24 protein-coding genes are annotated in these 21,782 nt (G+C 45.6%); 9 read left to right on the top strand and 15 right to left on the bottom strand.

Features of this window, described 5'->3' with window-relative positions:
* Positions 1–45: 45 nt before the first annotated feature.
* From pal to queC, 3 genes are read left to right on the top strand one after another with little or no spacing between them, the layout of a single operon-like run.
* Positions 46–546 carry a peptidoglycan-associated lipoprotein Pal gene (gene pal / locus AOC19_RS01385; RefSeq protein ID WP_215376892.1) on the top strand — a complete coding sequence of 167 codons (501 nt, stop codon included), beginning with the start codon at positions 46–48 and terminating at the stop codon, positions 544–546.
* Positions 546–1,277 carry a tol-pal system protein YbgF gene (gene ybgF / locus AOC19_RS01380; protein WP_215376890.1) on the top strand — a complete coding sequence of 244 codons (732 nt, stop codon included), beginning with the start codon at positions 546–548 and terminating at the stop codon, positions 1,275–1,277. The genes pal and ybgF overlap by 1 nt, the downstream gene beginning before the upstream one ends.
* Positions 1,278–1,306: 29 nt before the next feature.
* Entirely contained in the window at positions 1,307–2,047 is a 741-nt protein-coding gene (gene queC, locus AOC19_RS01375; RefSeq protein ID WP_215376887.1) for a 7-cyano-7-deazaguanine synthase QueC, read from the top strand.
* A 10-nt stretch (positions 2,048–2,057) separates the two neighbouring features.
* Here queC and AOC19_RS01370 read toward each other — a convergent pair whose 3' ends face one another.
* The 5 genes from AOC19_RS01370 to AOC19_RS01350 are packed head-to-tail and all read right to left on the bottom strand — an operon-like array spanning position 2,058 to position 5,385.
* The gene (locus AOC19_RS01370; protein WP_215376884.1) at positions 2,058–2,675 is read right to left on the bottom strand and encodes a riboflavin synthase; all 618 of its coding nucleotides are present in this window, start codon (positions 2,673–2,675) and stop codon (positions 2,058–2,060) included.
* Positions 2,676–2,717: 42 nt separating this feature from the next.
* A complete protein-coding gene (gene ribD, locus AOC19_RS01365) occupies positions 2,718–3,833 on the bottom strand; it encodes a bifunctional diaminohydroxyphosphoribosylaminopyrimidine deaminase/5-amino-6-(5-phosphoribosylamino)uracil reductase RibD (RefSeq protein WP_215376881.1) in 1,116 nt (371 codons plus the stop codon).
* A gap of 47 nt (positions 3,834–3,880) precedes the next feature.
* Positions 3,881–4,429 carry a GspH/FimT family pseudopilin gene (locus AOC19_RS01360; protein ID WP_251368051.1) on the bottom strand — a complete coding sequence of 183 codons (549 nt, stop codon included), beginning with the start codon at positions 4,427–4,429 and terminating at the stop codon, positions 3,881–3,883.
* Positions 4,422–4,724: a hypothetical protein gene (locus AOC19_RS01355; RefSeq protein ID WP_215376878.1), complete on the bottom strand. Its 303-nt coding sequence runs from the start codon at positions 4,722–4,724 to the stop codon at positions 4,422–4,424. The genes AOC19_RS01360 and AOC19_RS01355 overlap by 8 nt, the downstream gene beginning before the upstream one ends.
* A gap of 34 nt (positions 4,725–4,758) precedes the next feature.
* A complete protein-coding gene (locus AOC19_RS01350) occupies positions 4,759–5,385 on the bottom strand; it encodes a hypothetical protein (RefSeq protein ID WP_215376875.1) in 627 nt (208 codons plus the stop codon).
* Between the two features lie 411 nt (positions 5,386–5,796).
* Here AOC19_RS01350 and ribBA point away from each other — a divergent pair, with 411 nt between their 5' ends.
* From ribBA to AOC19_RS01330, 4 genes are all read left to right on the top strand, one after another.
* A complete protein-coding gene (ribBA, locus tag AOC19_RS01345; RefSeq protein WP_215376872.1) occupies positions 5,797–6,939 on the top strand; it encodes a bifunctional 3,4-dihydroxy-2-butanone-4-phosphate synthase/GTP cyclohydrolase II in 1,143 nt (380 codons plus the stop codon).
* Positions 6,940–6,950: 11 nt separating this feature from the next.
* Positions 6,951–7,469, top strand: a complete 519-nt coding sequence (ribH, locus tag AOC19_RS01340) for a 6,7-dimethyl-8-ribityllumazine synthase (RefSeq protein ID WP_215376869.1) — start codon at positions 6,951–6,953, stop codon at positions 7,467–7,469.
* Positions 7,470–7,477: 8 nt separating this feature from the next.
* Positions 7,478–7,987, top strand: a complete 510-nt coding sequence (nusB, locus tag AOC19_RS01335; protein WP_215376866.1) for a transcription antitermination factor NusB — start codon at positions 7,478–7,480, stop codon at positions 7,985–7,987.
* 138 nt (positions 7,988–8,125) lie between these two features.
* Entirely contained in the window at positions 8,126–9,604 is a 1,479-nt protein-coding gene (locus AOC19_RS01330; protein WP_215376863.1) for an NAD-dependent succinate-semialdehyde dehydrogenase, read from the top strand.
* A 70-nt stretch (positions 9,605–9,674) separates the two neighbouring features.
* Here AOC19_RS01330 and trmB read toward each other — a convergent pair whose 3' ends face one another.
* From trmB to AOC19_RS01315, 3 genes are read right to left on the bottom strand one after another with little or no spacing between them, the layout of a single operon-like run.
* Positions 9,675–10,472: a tRNA (guanosine(46)-N7)-methyltransferase TrmB gene (gene trmB, locus AOC19_RS01325; RefSeq protein WP_215376861.1), complete on the bottom strand. Its 798-nt coding sequence runs from the start codon at positions 10,470–10,472 to the stop codon at positions 9,675–9,677.
* A gap of 38 nt (positions 10,473–10,510) precedes the next feature.
* Positions 10,511–10,969 (bottom strand): DUF2721 domain-containing protein, encoded by a 459-nt coding sequence (locus AOC19_RS01320; RefSeq protein WP_215376858.1) that lies wholly within the window; start codon positions 10,967–10,969, stop codon positions 10,511–10,513.
* A gap of 40 nt (positions 10,970–11,009) precedes the next feature.
* Positions 11,010–11,858 carry an undecaprenyl-diphosphate phosphatase gene (locus AOC19_RS01315; RefSeq protein ID WP_215376856.1) on the bottom strand — a complete coding sequence of 283 codons (849 nt, stop codon included), beginning with the start codon at positions 11,856–11,858 and terminating at the stop codon, positions 11,010–11,012.
* Positions 11,859–11,976: 118 nt separating this feature from the next.
* Here AOC19_RS01315 and AOC19_RS01310 point away from each other — a divergent pair, with 118 nt between their 5' ends.
* Entirely contained in the window at positions 11,977–13,593 is a 1,617-nt protein-coding gene (locus tag AOC19_RS01310; RefSeq protein ID WP_215376853.1) for a TolC family protein, read from the top strand.
* 22 nt (positions 13,594–13,615) lie between these two features.
* On the opposite strand, the gene waaC is transcribed toward AOC19_RS01310, so the two are convergent.
* The 5 genes from waaC to rfbB are packed head-to-tail and all read right to left on the bottom strand — an operon-like array spanning position 13,616 to position 18,252.
* Entirely contained in the window at positions 13,616–14,647 is a 1,032-nt protein-coding gene (gene waaC, locus AOC19_RS01305) for a lipopolysaccharide heptosyltransferase I (RefSeq protein ID WP_215376850.1), read from the bottom strand.
* Between the two features lie 41 nt (positions 14,648–14,688).
* Positions 14,689–15,255, bottom strand: coding sequence for a dTDP-4-dehydrorhamnose 3,5-epimerase (gene rfbC, locus AOC19_RS01300; RefSeq protein WP_215376847.1), 567 nt, complete (start codon positions 15,253–15,255; stop codon positions 14,689–14,691).
* Complete coding sequence (gene rfbA, locus AOC19_RS01295) at positions 15,252–16,175, bottom strand: glucose-1-phosphate thymidylyltransferase RfbA (RefSeq protein WP_215377968.1); 924 nt, start codon at positions 16,173–16,175, stop codon at positions 15,252–15,254. The genes rfbC and rfbA overlap by 4 nt, the downstream gene beginning before the upstream one ends.
* Positions 16,176–16,200: 25 nt before the next feature.
* Positions 16,201–17,169, bottom strand: coding sequence for a dTDP-4-dehydrorhamnose reductase (rfbD, locus tag AOC19_RS01290; protein WP_215376845.1), 969 nt, complete (start codon positions 17,167–17,169; stop codon positions 16,201–16,203).
* Between the two features lie 24 nt (positions 17,170–17,193).
* Entirely contained in the window at positions 17,194–18,252 is a 1,059-nt protein-coding gene (gene rfbB, locus AOC19_RS01285; RefSeq protein ID WP_215376842.1) for a dTDP-glucose 4,6-dehydratase, read from the bottom strand.
* A 136-nt stretch (positions 18,253–18,388) separates the two neighbouring features.
* On the opposite strand from rfbB, the gene AOC19_RS01280 reads away from it, so the two are divergent.
* Positions 18,389–19,213 (top strand): glycosyltransferase family 2 protein, encoded by an 825-nt coding sequence (locus AOC19_RS01280; RefSeq protein ID WP_215376840.1) that lies wholly within the window; start codon positions 18,389–18,391, stop codon positions 19,211–19,213.
* Here AOC19_RS01280 and AOC19_RS01275 read toward each other — a convergent pair whose 3' ends face one another.
* Together AOC19_RS01275 and AOC19_RS01270 are read right to left on the bottom strand one after the other, a co-directional pair.
* A complete protein-coding gene (locus tag AOC19_RS01275; protein WP_215376837.1) occupies positions 19,214–20,317 on the bottom strand; it encodes a glycosyltransferase family 4 protein in 1,104 nt (367 codons plus the stop codon).
* Positions 20,318–20,331: 14 nt separating this feature from the next.
* Positions 20,332–21,636, bottom strand: a complete 1,305-nt coding sequence (locus AOC19_RS01270; protein ID WP_215376834.1) for an O-antigen ligase family protein — start codon at positions 21,634–21,636, stop codon at positions 20,332–20,334.
* Positions 21,637–21,782: the final 146 nt, after the last annotated feature.

The following is a 21,782-nucleotide window of genomic DNA, read 5'->3' as shown; positions in this document are numbered from 1 at the left end:
TATTGGCTTATTTAGTTACTCACTTTGTAGGAAAAAGGACAGATCATGAAGATTTCTATCGCACGCCGTGCCGCAACTCTCACTCTCGTTGGTGTAACAGCCTTATTTTTGGCGGCTTGCTCCAGCGTCAAATTAGATGATGTTGATGGCGCCAATGGTGGTGGTAGCGGTAACTTTGGCTCACAGCCATGGAATGATCCAAGCAGCCCTCTCTTCCAGCGTAGCGTGTACTTTGATTTGAACGAATACACCGTTCAAACCAAATACCAAAAACAATTGTCTGCTCATGCCAGCTTCTTAAAGGCAAACCCAAAGCAGAAGATCATTATTCAAGGTAATACTGATGAGCGTGGCACTGCAGAGTACAACTTGGCTTTAGGTCAACGTCGTTCGGATGCTGTGCGTAAGTCACTCAACTTGATGGGCGTCTCTGAAAACCAAATGGAAGCAGTCAGTTTTGGTAAAGAGAAACCAAAAGCTGAAGGTGATAACGAAACAGCTTGGGCAGAAAATCGCCGTGCTGATATTGTTTACATTACAAACTAATGCCTAGCCTTTCACATCCCTTTAAACAAACGCTCTCACGAGCGTTTTGTTTAAGTGCCGCCGCGTTTTGTTTAAGTGCCTCTGGCAATGCTTGGGCACTCTTTGCCGATGATGACGCGCGCAAAGCCATCCTAGATTTACGTAAATCATTTGCTACTGCGCAGATGGATTTGCAAAATCAGATTGAGAAACTCAAGACTGATAATGCAGAGCTTCGCGGCAAGATCGAAAACCTGGAGAAGCAAGGCGAAGATATCAGTACCAGTCAGAAGACTTACTACGAAGATCTCGATACTCGCTTAGGTAATTTTGAGCCTCGTACTGCGACTATCGAAGGGGTTAGCGGTATAGTTCAACCCGGCGAAAAGAAAGCTTACGACGACGCTCTAAAAGCCTTCCAGGCAGGCAACCTCAAGAAGGCAGACGAAGGCTTCTCGGCCTTTGCGAATCGCTATCCCAAAAGCCCATACGTACCTCTAGCACTCTTTTGGAGTGGTAATAGCAAATACGCAAATAAGGATTACACCGGTGCGATTGCTCAACTACAAAATCTCATTAAGCGTTACCCAACACATCCCCGCATTCCATCGGCCATGTTGACTCTGGGCAATGCGCAATTAGAGAGTGGCAATAAAGTAGCTGCCAAGAAAACTTTTAGTGACATCATCAGTAAGTATCCAGATACTGAAGCGGCAAAAGATGCGCAGCAACTGATGGCTGCTACAAAGTAATTCAGCAACCAAGGCTTACATACTTTTCCATGTCTAAGTTATCCGCTGCTTTTGAAAGCATTGCTCCTCGCAAACCCAATGCACCGGCAGTGATTTTGTTTTCAGGTGGCCTAGATTCCAGCACAATTCTGGCTCTCGCAAAAGACCTTGGTTACGCGCCCTATGTTTTATCCGTTGGTTACGGTCAACGCCACTCTTCTGAGTTAGCAGCGGCAAAACATATTGCTAAGAAAATGGGTGTTGTGCGTCATGAGGTGGTGAATTTAGATCTCACGCGCTTTGGTGGGTCGGCCTTGACTGACTCATCAATCGACATTCCGATTATCCCAGGTAAAGATCTAGAAATCCCCATTACTTATGTGCCCGCTCGCAATACGATTTTGTTATCGCTTGCTTTAGGCTGGGCAGAGTCATTAGGTGGATTGGATATTTTTTATGGCGCTAATGCCGTTGATTACTCAGGCTACCCAGACTGTCGCCCAGAATATGTTGCCTCATTTGAGACTATGGCGAACTTAGCCACTAAAGCTGGTGTAGAAGCTATCAATAATGAGAATCGCTTTCGGGTTCATGCGCCGATCATCAGCATGAGCAAAGCAGAGATCATTCAACTGGGCAGCACTTTGGGTGTCGACTATTCGCAAACCGTTTCTTGCTACCAAGCAAATGATTTGGGTGAAGCCTGCGGAGAATGTGAATCTTGCCGCCTAAGACAGGCAGGCTTTAAGCAAGCCAACTTGAGCGATCCAACGCGCTACCAAAATAAGTAAGTCTGCAGCTCTACTGAGCTTTTGTTTCCATCATGCGCGCAACATAACGCGCAATTAAATCTACTTCTAGATTCACGGCATCACCCTGCTTTAGCTTGCCCAAGGTGGTGTTCTCAAGTGTATGCGGAATGATGTTGATATCCACTATGCAAGCATCCTTGCTGTCTTGCGTTTTATTAACTGTTAACGAAACTCCATTAACAACAATCGATCCTTTGTATGCCAAGAATGGTGCCAATGTTTTAGGGGCTTCAATTTGAAGCAGCCAAGAGCCATAAGCATCATCAACAACCGTTGCAAAGTGTGCAACCTTGCCAACACCATCCACATGGCCGCTTACCAAATGACCGCCTAAGCGATCATTGAGTCGCAGGGCTTTTTCTAGGTTCACCGATCCTACTTTATCCAAGCCAATCGTCTTATTCAAAGACTCGCGTGAGATGTCTAAGGCAAAGGTAGTTTCAGTCAATTCAGTAGCTGTCATGCAGGCACCCTGAATCGCAATACTGTCACCCAGAGCTACATCATCAAGATACCCAGAAGGTACTTCAACTACCAAGTGCAGGCCATCGCCTTTAGCTTGAGCGCTTTTGATTTGACCAACTGCCGTAATAATTCCAGTAAACATAGTGAGATCTTAAATAAGGTTTTATGTAATTTTCTTGAAAGGTTATTTCTTGCTCAAGCGTAAACGAAGGTCAGAACCAAACAGAGCTTGATCGAAGACTTGCCAATCTTGACGCTGATCCAAGGCGGTCAGCGGAGAGATGTTCGCCATACCAATACCATCACCCATAAAGAAGGGTGCGTAGTAGAGCAATAACTCGTCAACACAATCTTCTCTCAGCAAAGATCCGTTTAACTTAAATCCAGCCTCGACATGGATTTCATTCATGTGGCGCTCTTTTGCTAAATACGAAAAGAGTTTTGGTAAATCTACTTTGCCATTGGCGTTAGCCATGGCAATAACTTCAACACCGAGAGCCTCAAATGATTTTGCCTTGTCTTGACTCTCCTGAGAAGCCAATGAACCGCAAACCAAGATGACGCCCGATCCCTTGGAGTTACTCAATACCTTTGCATTCAGCGGTGTCTCCAGCTTAGAGTCCACAATAATTCTCCAAGGCTGGCGCTCAGTCTTGACATCTCTAACGTTGAGGCTTGGGTCATCTTCTTTAACGGTACCTACACCAGTCAATATGGCACAAGCTTGAGCACGCCAATGATGGCCATCTGCCCTAGCTAAAGGACCTGTAATCCATTGGCTTTGGCCATTTGGTAAGGCTGTCTTGCCATCTAAGCTGGCGGCAATCTTCATACGAACCCAAGGTAAACCTCGAGTCATCCTAGAGATGAATCCCCGGTTTAATGCTTGAGCTTCAGATTCCAATAAGCCGCAACGAACATCAATGCCAGCGGCCTTTAATCGCTCCAGACCTTTCCCGCCAACCAGGGGGTTAGGATCAGACATCGCCACAATCACCAGAGCCGGTTTAGCTGCAATTAAGGCATCGACACAAGGCGGCGTTCTACCAGTGTGATTACAGGGCTCTAATGTGACGTAGATTGTTGATCCAGCAGCGTCAAAACCATTCATCTTGACATCAGCCAGCGCCTGAACTTCTGCATGGGGCCCACCCACTCTTTGGGTGTGTCCTTGCCCAATCACTACCCCGTCTTTCACAATGATGCATCCCACCCGCGGGTTGGGATTCGATAGATACAGGGCATTTTGAGCCTGGTCTAATGCCTGACTCATCAATTGGTGGTCAACTTCGGTGTACATGGGTCTATTAAAACCGATTGTGGGCAGAGCCTGCAAATTTATACGCCCTATTTGCAGGCTTTGGAGTCCTTACTCGGATCACAAATTCGCCAGCGTCCCCCGCTACCCAGTATCAGATGCCGCTCGAGCCTGGAATCTCGGTCATGGCCCAATACCAAGCGATTAGCTACAAATCCCCCTTGGGCTGTTTTGGCAGCACCAGCAGCATTAAACAAAATACCCCTCTTGGATGTATGAGGGTCAATAAACTGCTTGCCCCCACCCTTGAAATACACCTGCACAAGATCCCCTTGGAAAATCCAGCGCCGCTCAGTACAAGTTGGCTGCGGCTGGCGCTCTTCACAAACACTTTTAACTACCCAACCCTCTTCCCAAAGACCCTCTTTCAATGGAGTGATACGTACAGGCGCGCCCAATAGCAATGCTTGGGCTCTTGCAAATTGAGCATGCGCAATAAAACGTCTGGCAATGATGTCGATTTCTCGAACGGCCATTTGTTCATGCAATAGAGGTAATGTCGATATCGCGGTGATGGTGATGATCAATGCAACCGCCATCAACTCCAGCAAACTATGACCTTGATCGTGCTTATTCAAAGTTCTGCCGCCAATTGACTCGTGTAGCAATATAGGTTTTGTCATCAAGAAATATAAGAGCCTCTAACCTGGGTTTTGATTTGCTAGATATCAACCAAAGATTTTTTCCAGCAGACTGTATATGGCAAGCAGGATTTTCTAGGACGGTGATATTAGAAAGATGTTGTTCACATTCAATGAGTGCTTTTTCTGCCGCAATAAATTCTTTTTGAGACTCGACATAAGTGTTGACGCTCATCACCTCAAGCGCAGCTAATCGCTCTAACTGCATTACCAACATAGAGAGTAGCGTCATTAGCGATAGAACCCAAGCAATAATCACAGTAGATTCAGAGTAGATTACGAGTAGTAAATATTCGCTCAAACTTCTGGTGAATGGATGCGCCGTCAGTCATCTCCAACCTTACCTTAAAAGCCTTACCAGTACTGGCTGGAAGCGGCTCAAAGGAAAGATGGTGAATACCATTCATTAAGGTCGTGTTTTGAATGCGGCCTTGTCGATCTAGCGATTGGCAAATCAATGAGCCACCGTTAACCTTTACACCTTTGGGTGCAGATGCTTGTCGATCTACTAAAAATCCTTGATGGGCCAAATTATTTTTAGTGCGCTCTTTTGACAAAGTATTACCAATGCAATCAAAGTCCACCCCTTGAGAAATCTCCTGTTTCACCATCAGCGAATCAGATCCTCGATATCCATTGTTTTTCTGAACCTGAAGGTAACCAATCGAAGCAGTATTTTTTCTTGCAGATGCAGTTGATGCATGAGTATTTTGATAACCGGCCATCCGAATAGCGCGCCCGATCAATTCCAATGCGCGATCTGCTTCTGCAGTCAGAGACTGTGATTTTTCATGTTGAATTTGCTTGGCGATGAACTCACCGCTATTTTTGATGAGCGGTGCGACCAAGACTAGGGAGAGGGCGAGGCCGACGAGACATTCCAATAGATTCATCCGCTAACTTTCGTGCAGTTGGGTTTGAGTTATTTAGTTGTGCAGCTGCCAATATGGTCAGCTCATGTCTATCCATCTCTTTTCTAAGCTCTACCTTTTTCTCTTGCAGTTGACCTAAGCGCAAAATCATCCCCTGGTAGATATTGCTCAAACCGATCCAACTGCTTGCTACTAGGCTCATTGCCACCAGAACCTCCAATAAGATGAATCCATTGGCTTTGGTGTTTGAATTAAGCGAGGGTAAGGATTTTTGAATGAGGGGGAGCACAGCTCATTTTCTTGAGACTAGAGCGGCAAAAATAGGCCCTTCATGGGTGCTTACTGTCAGAAAGACTGGATATTGCTCCAATATCGACCCTAGGATCCCAGCCCAGTGCCTAAAACCCCCTCCTCAGCTTAAAATAGAGGGCTATGCAAAATAACCTTGCCTCCACAGAAGAAATCGTTGCTGAGCTCAAAGCTGGCAAGATGGTCATTCTGGTCGATGAAGAAGATCGCGAGAATGAAGGTGATTTAGTACTGGCTGCCGACCATGTCACTGCAGAGGCTGTGAATTTCATGGCCAAGCATGGTCGTGGACTCATTTGTCTTACTTTGACGCGTGAGCGCTGCCAACAAATTAACCTGCCACTAATGGTGCGCGATAACGGTACCTCTATGGGTACCAATTTCACAGTTTCAATTGAAGCAGCTAGCGGTGTCACTACTGGCATCTCAGCAGCAGATCGTGCCCACACCATTAAGACGGCAGTTGCCGCAAACGCAAAGCCGAATGATCTAGTTCAGCCAGGTCACATCTTTCCTTTAATGGCACAACCTGGTGGTGTATTGATCCGCTCTGGTCACACAGAAGCAGGCTGTGATTTAGCTGCGATGGCAGGTTGCTCGCCAACTGCTGTCATTTGCGAGATCATGAAAGACGATGGCAGCATGGCACGTTTGCCAGATTTGCTAGAGTTTGCAAAAGAACATCAATTAAAAATTGGCAGTATTGCTGACCTGATTCAATACCGGAGCCAGCATGAGAGCATTGTGGTGCGCGAGGGTGAGCGCGAGTTCGACACTCCCTGGGGCAAGTTTCAAGGCATCGTCTATCGCGATACGCCAAGCTCATGCATTCACTTAGCTTTAGTTCATGGCAAGCCTTCAGAGAACGTAGAAACTTTAGTGCGTGTACACGAGCCCCTTACAGCATTGGATTTCTTAGATGCCAATGTGAGCACCCATTCTTGGCCGCTTGCTCAAGCACTCCAAAAAATAGCCTCATCACCGGCTGGTGTTGCTGTTTTACTTAATGCATCTGGCATTGCAGCTCCCGGAGATGCGGATTGGCTGGTGCAGTTTCACAAACTCAATGGCACGCACTCAGAAAATGTTGGAACACCACCAGCTCGCAAAACAGATTTCCGTACTTACGGCATTGGCGCACAAATCCTGAAAGATCTTGGTGTTGGGAAAATGCGTTTACTCGCTAACCCTAGTCCAGTTCCCAGCCTTTCGGGATACAAGCTTGAAGTTACGGGCTACACCCCATTTGAATCTAAAAATAAGTAATTCTAGGAAACATGATGAATACATCCAATGACGAATCTGCTGTAGGCGTACTTGCTACTGACCTTAACGGGCAAGACCTACGTGTCGGTATTGTGCAAGCGCGCTTCAATGAAGATCATTGCGTTGCCTTGACTACTGCTTGTATTGAAGAATTAATCAAACTAGGTGTGTCGCAATCTGATATCAAATTAGTCACCGTACCAGGCGCACTGGAGATTCCTTTTGCCCTACAAAAGCTAGCTGAGACTGGTGAGTTTGATGGCCTGGTTGCATTAGGCGCCATCATCCGTGGTGAGACTTATCACTTTGAACTCGTGTCCAACGAATCTGGCGCTGGCATTACCCGCGTATGCCTTGAATCTGGCTTACCAATCGCTAATGGTGTGCTCACCTGTGAGACGGATGAGCAAGCTCAGGTGCGTGTTCAAGTAAAAGGCGCAGATTGCGCAAGAGCAGTTGTTGAGATGGCCAATCTGGCTTTAGCCCTTACTCCTGATATTGATTTTGAAATCAATTCTTCCGAAGAGTAATTCCCAAGATGAATAAAAATGTTCCCAGCCCACAGGCAGCACCTGGTACACCCAGTGCACCAAGCGCACCTAAGCGCTCACTCACACCACGTCGTCGTGCCCGTGAATATGCTTTACAAGGCGTTTATCAAAGCCTAGTCATGCGCCGCGCTGGCAGTCTTCCTAACGCTGCGGCAATTGCCAAGCAGCTAGCTGAAGATCCTGGCTTTCGCCGTTGCCAGCATGATTTGTTTCAGGGCATTTTTACTGGAGTGCTAGAGCGTACCGATGAGCTAGAGGGTCTCATTACCCCGGCGCTCGATCGCCCTATTAACGAGCTGTCTCCTGTAGAGCACGCCGCCCTTCTAATCGGCACCTACGAGCTGGCTATGGATTTGGCTGTTCCCTATAAAGTGGCTATCAATGAAGCTGTGGAATTAGCCAAAACATTTGGCGGCACTGATGGCCATAAATATGTCAATGGCGTGCTGGATCTCCTAGCTCAACAGTTACGCAGCACTGAGGTGAAGGCGACTTAGACGCACGACTCTATTCAGATCTCACCCCCTGCGCCTCCAAGAGGTCCAGGGGGTTTATTTTGTCCATAGCTTTGGGTAGTAATCCAAACTACACTCAGAGATAAAATAAAAATAACTTTCACCCAAAGAGACGCCATCATGCAGAAAACGGATATCCGCAAATTACTTAAAGATCCAAGCCTATTTAAAGAAGAGGCTTTCGTTAATGGTGCGTGGTTCAAAACACATTCAGGAAACACATTTGCGGTTCACAACCCCGCTACTGGCGAGCTCATTGCAGATGTCAGCAACCTTGAACCAATAGATGCTGAGCGAGCGATTGAAGCTGCCGAGCATGCCTTTCAAATCTGGAAGAGTAAAACTGGAAAAGAGCGCGCTCAGGTGATGCGTAAATGGTTTGACCTGATTATTGAGAATACCCAAGATCTAGCCACCCTCATGACCCTAGAGCAAGGCAAGCCGCTCGCTGAGGCAGCTGGTGAAGTAGCCTATGCCGCGTCTTTTGTAGAGTGGTTTGCTGAAGAGGCCAAGCGGGTTGCTGGATCTATTCCAAGCACCACTTGGAGCGATAAGCGCATGATCGTCATGAAGCAGCCAATTGGTGTGTGCGTTGCCATCACGCCTTGGAATTTCCCAATCGCTATGATTACGCGCAAGATTGCACCGGCAATGGCAGCAGGCTGCACTATTGTGATTAAGCCAGCCGAACTCACGCCACTGAGCGCACTAGCACTGGCAGAGCTTGCTGAGCGCGCTGGGGTTCCGGCAGGGGTTATTAATATTCTCACTGCAGATGCTAATCACTCTATTGAGATTGGCAAAACACTCTGCGCATCACCTACAGTACGCCACCTGTCATTCACAGGCTCCACCGAAGTTGGCCGAATCTTGATGGCGCAATGCGCTCCCACGGTTAAGAAATTAGGTCTTGAGCTAGGCGGTCATGCCCCTTTTATTGTTTTTGAAGATGCCGATATTGATGCGGCGGTTTCTGGTGCGATGGCGTCTAAATATCGCAACTCTGGTCAAACCTGCGTTTGTGCAAATCGCTTCTATGTGCATAAAAAAGTACAGGATGAGTTTGTCGAGAAGTTTGCTAAAGCGATTCAAGTGATTAAGATGGGTAATGGCATGGAAGCTGGCAATACCCAAGGACCATTGATTGAGCAGGCTGCCCTTGAGAAGGTGGAGAGGCATGTAGCTGATGCCATTAGTAAGGGTGCAAAACTTGTTGCTGGTGGCAAACCTTCTCCTTTAGGCGGCACTTTTTATGAGCCCACTATTTTGTCCAATGTCACCAATGACATGCTCATCACCCATGAAGAAACTTTTGGGCCAGTTGCCCCAATCATTCCATTTGAAAGCGATGAAGAAGCAATTAGGCTGGCTAACAATAGCCAATTTGGATTGGCTTCTTATTTTTATAGCCGTGATATTGGTCGTATCTGGAAAGCCGCTGAAGCCCTTGAATACGGCATCGTGGGCGTCAACTCTGGAATCATTTCCAATGAGGTAGGACCATTTGGTGGAATTAAACAGTCGGGCTTAGGTCGTGAAGGGAGCGCCTACGGTATGGATGAATACCTGGAACTCAAATATGTTTGTCTAGGTTTGTAAGTCAAGATCAGAAACTAATAAAGCCGCTCTCTTAGCTTAAGTGAGCGGCTTTTTTAACATCAACCCAACTTTATTTTTTCTTATAGACCAAATCCCACACACCATGCCCCAGCTTAATACCGCGGGTTTCAAACTTGGTGGTTGGTCTATATGCAGGTCTCTCGACGTACCCAGGATGTTTAGCCTCTAACTGCTCAAGAGTCGGCTTGAATTCTTTAAAGGACCCTTTGGCAAGCTCACTCTCGCTAGCAATATCAGCAGCTAAAAAAGTTTCAACACTCATTTGCTGGGTTGATGTATTTGATAATTCAGTTTCAGCATTTAAAACTAAAAGCATTTGCTCCGCATAATTGTGCCAATCAGTAGCAAGATGCAAATAGGCCCCAGGCTTTAAACGAGAAATCAGCAGTCTTACGAACCCCGCTTGAATCAGGCGACGTTTGTGGTGACGCTTCTTATGCCATGGGTCTGCGAAGTAAATATGAATTCCATCCAACGAGCTTGGGGCAATCATTTTTTCCAAAACCTCAACGGCATCATGACGAATCAAACGCAAATTGGTGAGATTGTTCTCGCCAATCAATTTCAGCAAAGCGCCTACTCCTGGAGGGTGTACCTCAATTGCCAGGAAATCATCTTCAGAGCGTAAGGCAGCAATTTTGGCGGTAGTCTCACCCATGCCAAAGCCAATTTCTAATATCTTGGGACGCAAAGAGCCATTAAATACTTGTAGCAGATCTAGGGCGGATTCCTGAAACGGAATTAAAAACTGAGGGCCTAATTCATCTATGGCACGCTGTTGACCAGCAGTGGTTCGGCCAGCCCTTAAAACAAAAGAGCGAATGCGCTCAGTTCTTGAAAAATTCATGAGAAAAATACTTTCATACTTTATAGATTTCTGATCTTCTATTTCGGGAAAGGTGTGTTCCAGCCTGCTGAACGATAGGCATACACCACCTCACCCAAGACAATAGAGAGTGATGTCATAAACGATATCAATCCCAGTACAAATGTCCAAATGACATAAGTAGCCTGCAATGATCTTACTGCGCCAGCCTGAAAAAAGAATAGCTCTAGGACCGTTAAGGAAATGAAGACACCGCTCAGCACATCAAAGAAAATCGCAGCCGTACAAAGACGCCCCCTTACTTTTGCCTCATTAGCCTCTTTCATCATATGAGTCAAAATTGCTTGATCCTGAATGCCGCCCTCCTGAATACGATGCTGAATGGCGCGCATACGATCCACTGAACGCGCTAAGCGAGCAGAAATGGCATTAATTAAGGTAGCTACTGCCGTCAGTAAAAACACTGGGGCTAAAGCTAGTTGAATATTATTCGTGATTGCGTCTATTGAGACATCCATGAGAATTCCAGTCGATCTGTTTATGTTTCTAAGCGTTACCTCAATGAGACCAAGCAACTAAACCACTATATGCACTCAACAATACCAGCGCACCAAAGACAATTCGATACCAGGCAAATGGAATGAAATTATGTCCTGCAACATAACTAATTAACCAGCGCACACAAATAAATGCAGAAATAAAAGCGGCGATGAAGCCAATCACAATGGCCCAAGCAAAATCTCCTGAGAGGGGGACTGGATTCTTCCAAAGCTTGAGCAGTTCATATGCGGTTGCCCCACCGATTACCGGAATAGCCAAGAAGAAGGAAAACTCGGTAGCTACCGCACGAGGCAAACCAAACAACATGCCGCCAATAATGGTCGCACCTGAGCGAGAGGTTCCTGGAATTAACGCAGCGCATTGCGCTAACCCTACCTTTAAAGCATCCAATGGGGTGAGGTCATCCACAGACTGAATATAGGATTTGCCCGAATGAACTAATTTAGCTTGCCGACGTTCAGCCCAAAAAATAATCAAAGCGCCAACGATAAAAGCGCTAGCTACTGGAATAGGGGCGAATAGAACGGCTTTAATATGCTTACCAAAAATGAAGGCTAAGCCCATTGCGGGGATTGAGGCGATTAATAGATTGAGGATGAAGCGTCGGGAGCTGGAACTCGTTCGAGCGGTAGATGCCACTTTCCAAAGCTTTTCGCGGAACTCCCAGCAGACAGCCAAAATGGCACCAAACTGAATAATGACCTCGAAGGCCTTTCCCCGTTCATCATTGAAGTTAAGCAAGTCGCCAACCAAAATCAGATGCCCTGTACTGGAGATGGGTAAAAACTCTGTCAAGCCCTCAACTATCCCCAGTATTAAAGCTTTACCTAGCAAAATTAGATCCATTGCATAATTTTATAGATAGATGAAGTCCTGTAGAGGATTTGGCAAAATGAGCTTGGATTAAGACGTTTCACTTAAATAGGCCTTAAACTTCATGGCACACAAAAAGTAACTAAATTAGATGACCTCAGTCCGTTTTCGCCGCTCGCAACTCAGCGCCCTAGGTTTGATCCTGGGACAGGTGCTTGGGCTAGGCTTGACCTCAAACCATGCATTTGCACAAGCTGCCAACGGGGTAAAGCCATCACTACCCACTCCAATGAGTGCTCAGACCTTGGTTGGGCTAGAAATACCCCCGCAAATGGCATTCATTTCTAAGCAGGCCATACCGACTGCTACTGCACCCTCAAACCTAAATGGAAACAACACAGCCGCTGGTATAAGTCAGGCTTCAGACCTGATCCGCCTATATCAGGAGGCTGCATTTAGTGACCCCGTCCTCAATGCGGCACGTTTCAACTACCAGGCAAGTAAAGAACTCTATTGGCAAGGCTTATCACTATTGCTGCCGCAAGCAAATGCAGTGCCTGGAGGCACACGCTACTATCAGCACACCGCAGGCAATGCACCCGCTGGGGCTGTAACAGGCTCCCGGGTCTACGACCAAAAAAACTACACCGTCACCTTGACGCAGCCCGTCTTCAATATGGCTGCACTAGAAGCATTTAAGCAAGGCGACCTCAACACCAAAATCGCAGACATGCGGTTTTACTTAGCGCAACAAGATCTGATCTTGAGAGTCTCACAAGCTTACTTTGATGCACTTACCAGCCAAGACAATGTCGAACTTTTTCGAAATAAGAAAAGTCTCATTAAGCAACAGCTTGAGATAGCGCAAGCTAAATTTGATGCTGGCCTAGCTACCATTGTTGACGTCAATACAGCTCAAGCGGGACTGGATCTTGCGAATTCTCAAGAAATAGCCGCTCAGGCAGATCTTGTAGTGAAGCGCGGCGCCTTAGAGCAATTGACTGGCCGCCCAGTTGGCCCTTTAAAGCCCCTTGTTAAAGAAGCAAAAATTGATGGGGTTTTAAAAGATCCTCGCTCAAAAAATAAAGATAACAATAGTGTTCCGATTGCCGATAGCGTTAACCCACAACTACCAAAAGGCCAAACTTTAGATGACTGGATTTTGCAAGCAGAGACTGCAAACTTCAACGTATTGGCTGGTCAGCTTTCTGTCAACTTAGCAGAGAGCTCTTATAGAGCATCACAGTCACTTAATTACCCTTCATTAAACTTTGTGGGAACAGCTGGATATAACACCTCCAATGGAACATCCAATAGCTTAACGCCTGCACAAACGAACATTTACAACAACACTATTGCATTGCAAATGACCATTCCCTTAGTCTCTGGCGGGTTTAATAGCTCTGTTATTCGTCAAAATGCTGCATTACTAGATGCCGCTAAAGCGAATTACGATAATGCTCGGCGTACTGCGGCACAAAATACGAGAGCAGCATTTACTGGCTTTTACGGAGGCTTGGCTAGTGTTAAAGCTTATGAAGCAGCAGAGCGCTCATCCAGCTCTGCGCTGGAATCGAGCAAGCTAGGCTTCCAAGTAGGCACACTCATTAACATTGATGTGCTTATTGCCTTGGATACGCTAATTACTACTCGCTCACAACTACAGCAGGCACGTTACAGCACCATTCTCAACGCTATTAAGTTAAAAGCACATGCTGCCGCACTATCAGATGAAGATCTGATTTCTATCAATACCTTACTACGCTAAGCACTAAAAACAAGTAGGGGTTTTAAGCTTGCTGCAGAAGTCTCAACGAGGCATCAAGAACCTCTTGAACGCTTGGTGGATTTTGAATATCGCCCACATTAGCAATGCAATTAGACCAATAACCTTCAGTTTTCCAGCGCGGTGAGTCGCAATAGATTTCTACTGTAGGTTTACCGAGCACTGCAGCTAAATGGGTCAAGCCAGTATCTACACCTACCGTTAACGCAGCATCTGTAATTACAGAGAATGCATTCTCAATAGAAAATGCAGGCGGCACAAAAGCATTGGCTACCTGCGCAGCCAGCAATTCACTGATCACCCTTTCTGAGGCGCTGCCCCATGGAAAAACGGCTTGGTATCCCAGAGCAGAAAGTGCATTACCAAATTCAATCCAATGACTATGGGACCAACGCTTAGACTGTCTAGCAGTCGAATGAAAGCACAGGACATAAGGAGTCCTTAAGCCCAGGATGACATTCTTTGAAATGCCTGCAATGCATTCCGAGGGATAAAACTGAGGTGCATGATCTCGCTCTATTAAAGGCCAGTCTAAGGCAGAGCACGTGACCCAACGTGAGCGATCTACTGCATGACAGTGTGTTGGCACTTGGACTGACTGGTTATAGAACGTTCTTGCGAGAGGCTCATAGCCTGAAAACTCAGTGGCATTAGCAAGGCCGGCAACGACCGATCCTGAACTCTTCTTAGCCAAGGCGCACACAACGGCAGACTTCAATAGGCCCTGGGTTTCGATTAATACATCGTAGGTGGTGGATTGGAGTGTTTTTCTAAAAGAGAAAAACTCTTTCCAAGAAGACAGTTTGAACAGATTCTTCTTCCAGCGACGAAGTCCAAAAGGAATGATACGATCAATCCCTCTAAAACCATCACGAGATAATAAGGGCTCAAGTAAGTAGACGTAACCCTCCTCTACTACCCAATCAATTTGAGCATGTGGTAGGCGCGCACGCAAATCCCACACAATCGGTAAATTATGCAAAACATCTCCGAGAGAGGATAGCTTTACTAACAGGATTTTAGGAGAAGCGCTCATGCGGGCATTATCTTATCTTTTGAAAATGCACCTAAATTTAATTAGAACTTGGGGGCAGCATCCCACGATAGGCCAGCCGAGTCTTTGGCATTCATATTGGGAGTCACTTCCTGGGGTAGCGGCCACTGAATGCCAACACTAGGATCATTCCATGCTAAGCAGGCTTCACTTTGGGGGTGATAGTAATCAGTAGTTTTGTATAGAAACTCGGCCGTCTCAGATAGCACTAAAAAACCATGCGCTAAGCCAGGCGGGATCCACATTTGCTTGTGGTTTTGTGCGCTTAACTCAACGCCTACCCACTTACCGTAGCTTGGCGAATCTTTTCGGATATCAACTGCAACATCAAAGACACTACCAGTCACAACACGCACCAACTTACCCTGAGTCTGCTCTAGTTGATAGTGCAAACCACGCAAAGTCCATTGGCGAGAGAAAGAATGATTGTCTTGTACAAAATCGATGTTCAAACCTGTAGCAGCGGAGAAGTCTTGCGCATTAAAAGATTCAGTGAACCAACCACGTTCATCACCGAATACTTTAGGCTCAATAATCAGCACATCATGAATAGCTGTCGGCGTAAGCACTAGGTTTGAAGTTGTGCTCATCCAATCATCTTCTTGTGAGATAAAGCAACGGGTTGAGCGGAGTTATTGAGCTCATTCACAATCTTATTCAGGTATTGACCATAACTATTCTTACTCAATTGAGCGGCAACTTTAAGCACATCTTCGACGCTAATCCAACCTTGGCGATAAGCAATCTCCTCAGGACATGCCACCATGAGGCCTTGGCGCTTTTGTAATGTGGCAATAAAACCAGCAGCATCCAATAATGAATCATGTGTTCCAGTATCTAGCCATGCAAAACCACGGCCCATGATTTCTACACTGAGTTCATTCTTTTCTAGGTAAACGCGATTGACATCCGTGATCTCGAGCTCACCACGTGCACTTGGCTTGATGGACGAAGCGATATCACATACCTGGTTGTCATAGAAATACAGTCCTGTTACAGCATAACTACTTCTGGGTTTGAGGGGCTTTTCTTCAATCGAAAGCGCCTTGTAATCTTTATCAAATTCAACAACGCCATAACGCTCTGGATCAGTGACATGATAGGCAAATACAGTTGCGCCATCATGACGAGCATTAGCGCTATCAAGCTGATCAACTAACTCATGGCCGTAAAAAATATTGTCGCCTAGCACCAAAGCACTTGGGTTATTGCCAACAAAGTTTTTTCCTAGTGTGAATGCTTGTGCCAAACCATCTGGCGAAGGTTGTACGCAATATTCAATATTCAAACCCCATTGCGAGCCATCACCAAGCAACTCCGCAAATCGCGGAGTGTCGTGGGGTGTAGAGATTAACAAGATATCTCGAATGCCTGCAAGCATCAGGGTGGTTAATGGGTAATACACCATCGGCTTGTCATATACAGGCATTAACTGCTTGGAAACAGCTTGGGTCACTGGATACAAACGGGTACCGGAACCCCCTGCCAAAATAATGCCTTTGCGATTCATCTGATTTACTGCCATAGCTCTCTCTTTAGATAGATCCATCTTTAGCCAAATGGTGGACATAAGAGCGAACGGCTCCATCCCAGGGCTGATTTAATAGTTCCAATTTTGACATATCACCCTGATCCTCTAAGACCTTCCGGAGCTTATCTGTCGACATCCGTGAATTCATGGGCCGTGGGGCTGGCAAAGGGTACTCCACTGCAGGAATTCGCTTAATAGCGTGGGGGGGCGCCTTCAACGACACCCCAGCATCTAAAGCAGCTTGAACAGCCCAGCAGGCTAAACCGTGCCAACTTGTCTCACCGACTGGAACGGCATGATAGATACCGGACGGGAATGCACTCAAATACCCTTTTTCGTTTATTGCCAAACCTAAACTCACTTGCGCAAGCCACTGAGCACTGGTGGGAACGCCATATTGATCTTCAATCACCTTCAGCTCATCTCGGTCTTTTGCCAATCGCAAAATCGTACGAATGAAATTACCGCCGTCTCCATACACCCAGCTTGTTCTAAAAATCGCATATTGACCAGCGCTTCCTGAGGAACCGCTTGCAAATGCTTGAGCAATAGCTTCTTCTCCAGCCGCCTTACTCTTGCCATAAACACCGAGAGGATTTCGCATGTCATCCTCTAGATAAAAACCATACTTCTCGCCATCAAAAACATAATCTGTGGAGTAATGCAAAAAAGTAGCTCCATGCTGAACCGCATATTGAGCCATCAGCGCAGGTGCTGTTGCATTCACTGCAAATGCTAATTCCGACTCAGTCTCTGCCTTATCAACAGCGGTATACGCTGAGGCATTAATAATTAACTGAGGATTGGATTGATTTAAGAGAGAATTTAATTTAGTAGCATCCGATAAATTACATTCAGCGCGTCCAATATATTGAACATGAGGCTTTTCCACCAAAGTGGGTATTAGCGAATCCAATAGAACTTGAAATGCTTTACCTAACTGCCCATCTTTACCAAATATGAGGATATTCATTGGAGGCCTGTGTGGTTCAGCGGTTCAGCTGTACTGTTTCTGTAACCAGTCACGATAGCTGCCGCTAACAACGCCCTCTACCCAGGCTGGATGATCCAAATACCACTGCACTGTCTTACGAATCCCCGTATCAAATGTCTCAGCAGGCCGCCAACCTAACTCGCGCTCCACCTTGCTAGCATCAATCGCATAGCGGCGATCATGACCAGGGCGATCTGTAACAAAAGTAATTTGCTCTACATAGGACTTGTTATCAGCACGTGGCTTTAGTTCATCCAAGATCGTACAGATCGTTTTTACGACATCAATATTGGCTTTTTCATTCCAGCCACCAATGTTGTAGGTCTCACCTAATGAGCCCTGAGCTAAAACTTCACGAATAGCGGAGCAGTGATCTTTAACATAAAGCCAATCACGAATCTGCTGACCATCACCATAAATTGGCAAAGGCTTGCCATTCAGGGCATTGAGAATTACCAGCGGGATCAACTTTTCTGGGAAGTGATATGGGCCATAGTTATTGGAGCAATTGGTAGTGACTACCGGAAAACCATAGGTATGGAACCAAGCACGCACTAAATGATCTGAAGCAGCCTTAGATGCAGAATAAGGACTATTGGGCTCGTAAGCATTCTTTTCGGTAAAAGCAGGATCGGTGGATGACAAAGACCCATACACTTCATCAGTGGAGACATGGTGAAAACGAAATGCTTTCTTGGCAGACTCATCCAAGCTATTCCAATAAGCTCTTGCGCACTCCAGTAAGTTAAAGGTACCCAGAATATTGGTTTGCACAAACTCAGCAGGACCATGAATTGATCGATCCACATGGCTCTCAGCAGCAAAATTGACAATGGCACGGGGCTGATGCTCTTTTAACAAGCTGGCAACCAACTCTTTATCGCCAATATCCCCATGAACAAAAATATGGCGGGGATCATCCTTCAGGGCCGCTAAATTAGCCAGGTTGCCGGCATAGGTCAGCTTATCGAGATTAATCAGCCCTTCAGCCTTTGGATCGGCCAGCCAATCTAGGGCAAAGTTGCTACCAATAAAACCTGCACCGCCCGTTATTAAAATCATGATTTACCAATAAATGAAGTGCGAAATGTAATACGATAAGGATAGCTAAGAGCATTATTTAATTCAGATTAAAGCCCTACAACCCTGAATTTCAGCTTATAAGTACATTTTAACAAAACATTACCACCATCAAATCGTGAATCCTAACAAATATAGCCTGACATTTGCCTGCTACAACTCTGTTGAATACACAAAAATGTGTATTGATAGCATGGTGAAGCATGGCACCCCATTAGATCGGCTTGTAGTGGTGGACAACTACTCTACCGACGGGACGCGCGACTACCTCTCGACACTGCCTTTAGGCGGAAGAATCCTCAACTCCACTAATTTGGGATGTGGGACAGCCTGGAATCAAGGGGCGCTCGCACTTCAAAGCGAATGGAGCATCATCATGAACAATGATGTTCTCGTGTCACCCCTGTGGATTGAGAACCTGATTCACGCTGCAGAATCCAAAAACCTCAAAGTCATTAGCCCAGCGCTCATTGAGGGGCCACTGGACTACGACTTTGAAGCATTCAACCTTCACGCTAGCTCAGAAATGAAGGATGTACATCGCTTTGGCAGTAAGCATGCAGTGTGCCTAGCCATTCATAAGTCAGTCTGGATGGACGTAGGCTATTTCCAGCCAATCCCTAAGCTCCTTGGCTATGAAGACACCTTGTTCTTCAATGAGCTCAAGAAGTCGAATATTCAAACTGCGATTACTGGTGCATCGTGGCTACATCACTTTGGCTCGATCACCCAAACTGCTATGAAACAAGAAAGAGGGCTCGCAGAAAAAGATGGCTTAGCGAATCGCTACAACTACAAATTACTGAATCAGAGCTGGATGCAAAGAAAGCTTGGGAAGATTCAAGCTAAAAAGCAACAAGCTGAAGCGAGCCGAAATGAAGTCAAAGAGCATGGCATGTCCATACATGGACTCAGAAAAAATAATGCCTTTGAGTGGATTTAATTAAGCTTTTTCAAACAAGCTAATCAGGCTTTTGGTATTTGCATTAAGAGAGAATTTCTCCACAACCATGTGTTTTCCTGCTTTTGCCATCTGCTTTGCATGGTCAGCATTCGATAGCATCCAGACGATGGCCTTAGCCCACTGCTCAACATTGCCGGACTCAATCATCAGGCCAGTCTCTTGATCTAGCATCGTTTCTGGAATGCCACCCACCTTACTTGCAATAGTCGGCACCTCTAAATATTGCGCTTCAATCTGAAACATCCCCAGAGGCTCAATTAAAGAAGGAAAAACAGCTAAGTCACTCTTCCTGAGTAATGGCGCGATCTTTTTTAATATTCCCGTTAACAATACATTCTCACCAAGACCAAGCGCTGCAATCTCGGCTTCCAACAGCGGCTTATCTTGCCCCTCTCCCGCGATTAAATAGCGCACATCTGGGATCACCTTCTTTACCTCAACGAGAGCCTTCAAAATCGTGCTGTGCCCTTTTTCACTCCTCAGAATTGCGCCATGCGATATCACCGGTCCCGGATGGGTATCTAACCAATTCAAAACAGGATCTGGCAGTTGATCTGCCAAGCAATCCAGTGCTGAAAAATCGATTCCCGGATAAACAACCTTGAGCTTCTGAGGGTTGATGGCGGAATTCGCCAAAAACCGTGAACGTAGGTAGTCACTAGGAATTACCGTCCCAGAAAAAAGATAGTTATAGGCAAACGATAGCGGGTAACCATGCTGAAAAGTTTTTACTCGAAAAACAGGAATACGCTTACGACCAAGAAGCACTTGCACCATACCCACTAGCGCAGAAATTAATGCGTCATGACTGCCATGACAAAACATTGCTGTGGGATTTTTCTCCTTGGCCAAGCGGAAGAGCTGCAGCAAGCTCGGAATATGAAAAGCATTTCGAAAGCGAATCTCAATTACATCCAAGCCTTCACTCTTGGCACGAGTAGATATTGCACTCATGGGTTTGCATAGCAAAATTGTTTGAAACCCCAATGCATTGAGCGAGCGCATTTGCTGTAACTCTTGCAACTCTTGACCACCAATATTGATAGACGAGTCAGAAAATAGAATGACTTTTGCATCAGTCATAGATCAAAGCCACATTAATTGATACGCCCTGCTGAAGGCTTATGTAGTACCTGCGCCAATAGCACAGCAATCATCAGCCCATAAAAAGTACATAAGTACTTGAGGGACAACTGCTCATTTGAAAGCCCAGCAATCAATATGCCAGTGATATAAAAAAGACCAATTCTGGCGGCTTGCTTTACGTTGAAATCCTGGGCATTACGCTGCTTCCAAAAGATAGAAAATGGTACGAGCAATAGGCCTAAATAAGCACCCAATCCAAAGAGGCCTGCAGACAAGAGCTTGCTCAGAATATCACTGTGTGGGCCAGTTAATGCCATAGTGTTAATGGCAGTTTCGTTAGCAGCGATATTAAGCGGGCTGTTTTGTAAAACCTGCATCATATTTTTCTCTTCGCCGTAGCCAAATAACAAACTCTCGTTTGCAAACTGAAAGCCAAACTTCCACATACTTAGTCTAGTACCAGCAGATGTATCTAAATTAGCCCCACTAAACCAATGGAGAACTTCAAAATAACCGCTAATAATTCGAGTAGATAGCTTTTCTGAAAAATAAAATCCCATTAAAAATACAAGGAAGATAGCAATACAAACCGCAATCGTCTGTAGCCACATTTTCTGCTTTTGCGATTGGCTGGCATGAGAAATATCACCAAGCCTTAGCAATAAAATAAGCAAAAGGATAAATGGTGCAGTGAGCCAGCCACCGCGCGATCCAGAGCCAATAGAAACATATAAGCCCAGCAAGCCGCCAAGCACTTGCAAGGCAATTAATAAGGCGGATTTTTTTCCACTCCAACCAATCATCAGGAGAGATAGGAGGCCAAGAATGAAGGTTTGAGATCCCAAGGTATTCGGATCAACAAAATACATGGAGTATCTACCCATCCAATGTGGATCAAGGGGGCTCAAAATAATCACAGTAAAAATACATATAAGTGCAATTGGGATCGCCATACCCAATATTTTTATGTAAGGAATGTTTAGATTCTTAAGCAATAAAAAGACTGCCCCGGCAAACAAGATTCGGGATGGTCCATCAAATGCTGCAGGATGAATGGCCCCACGAAATATTTGGGAAATTAAAACCGAAAGAAGCAAGCCCGAAAAAATGAACAGGATGAAAAAGTCCCGCGGGTAATCAAGTTGGATATTTTTTACACCAGCATGCCAGAACTGAAAAGCAGCAACCAGGAGCAAAGCGAATAATGAGACATGCACGCCATGACGAACAGTTAAAAATGTCACTGGGAACATAAAAACACACAAAATTACAAACCAGTCGAGCTTTGTATACGTGTGATTTATATTCTGTTTCATGGGTATTCTAGAAATTTACTGTAATCATCAGTTGCTGGGGATTATTATTTATGGAAATAATGCCTAATTAATGTGTTTTCGACTCCCCAGGGACATTCCATAGAGAGAATACCATTAGGAACCTAGCGTCACCTTACTTTTAATAT

Origin of the sequence: Polynucleobacter asymbioticus (assembly GCF_018687575.1) — a bacterium.
Lineage (GTDB): Bacteria > Pseudomonadota > Gammaproteobacteria > Burkholderiales > Burkholderiaceae > Polynucleobacter > Polynucleobacter asymbioticus_C.
This window is presented reverse-complemented; position numbering and strand designations above follow the sequence as displayed.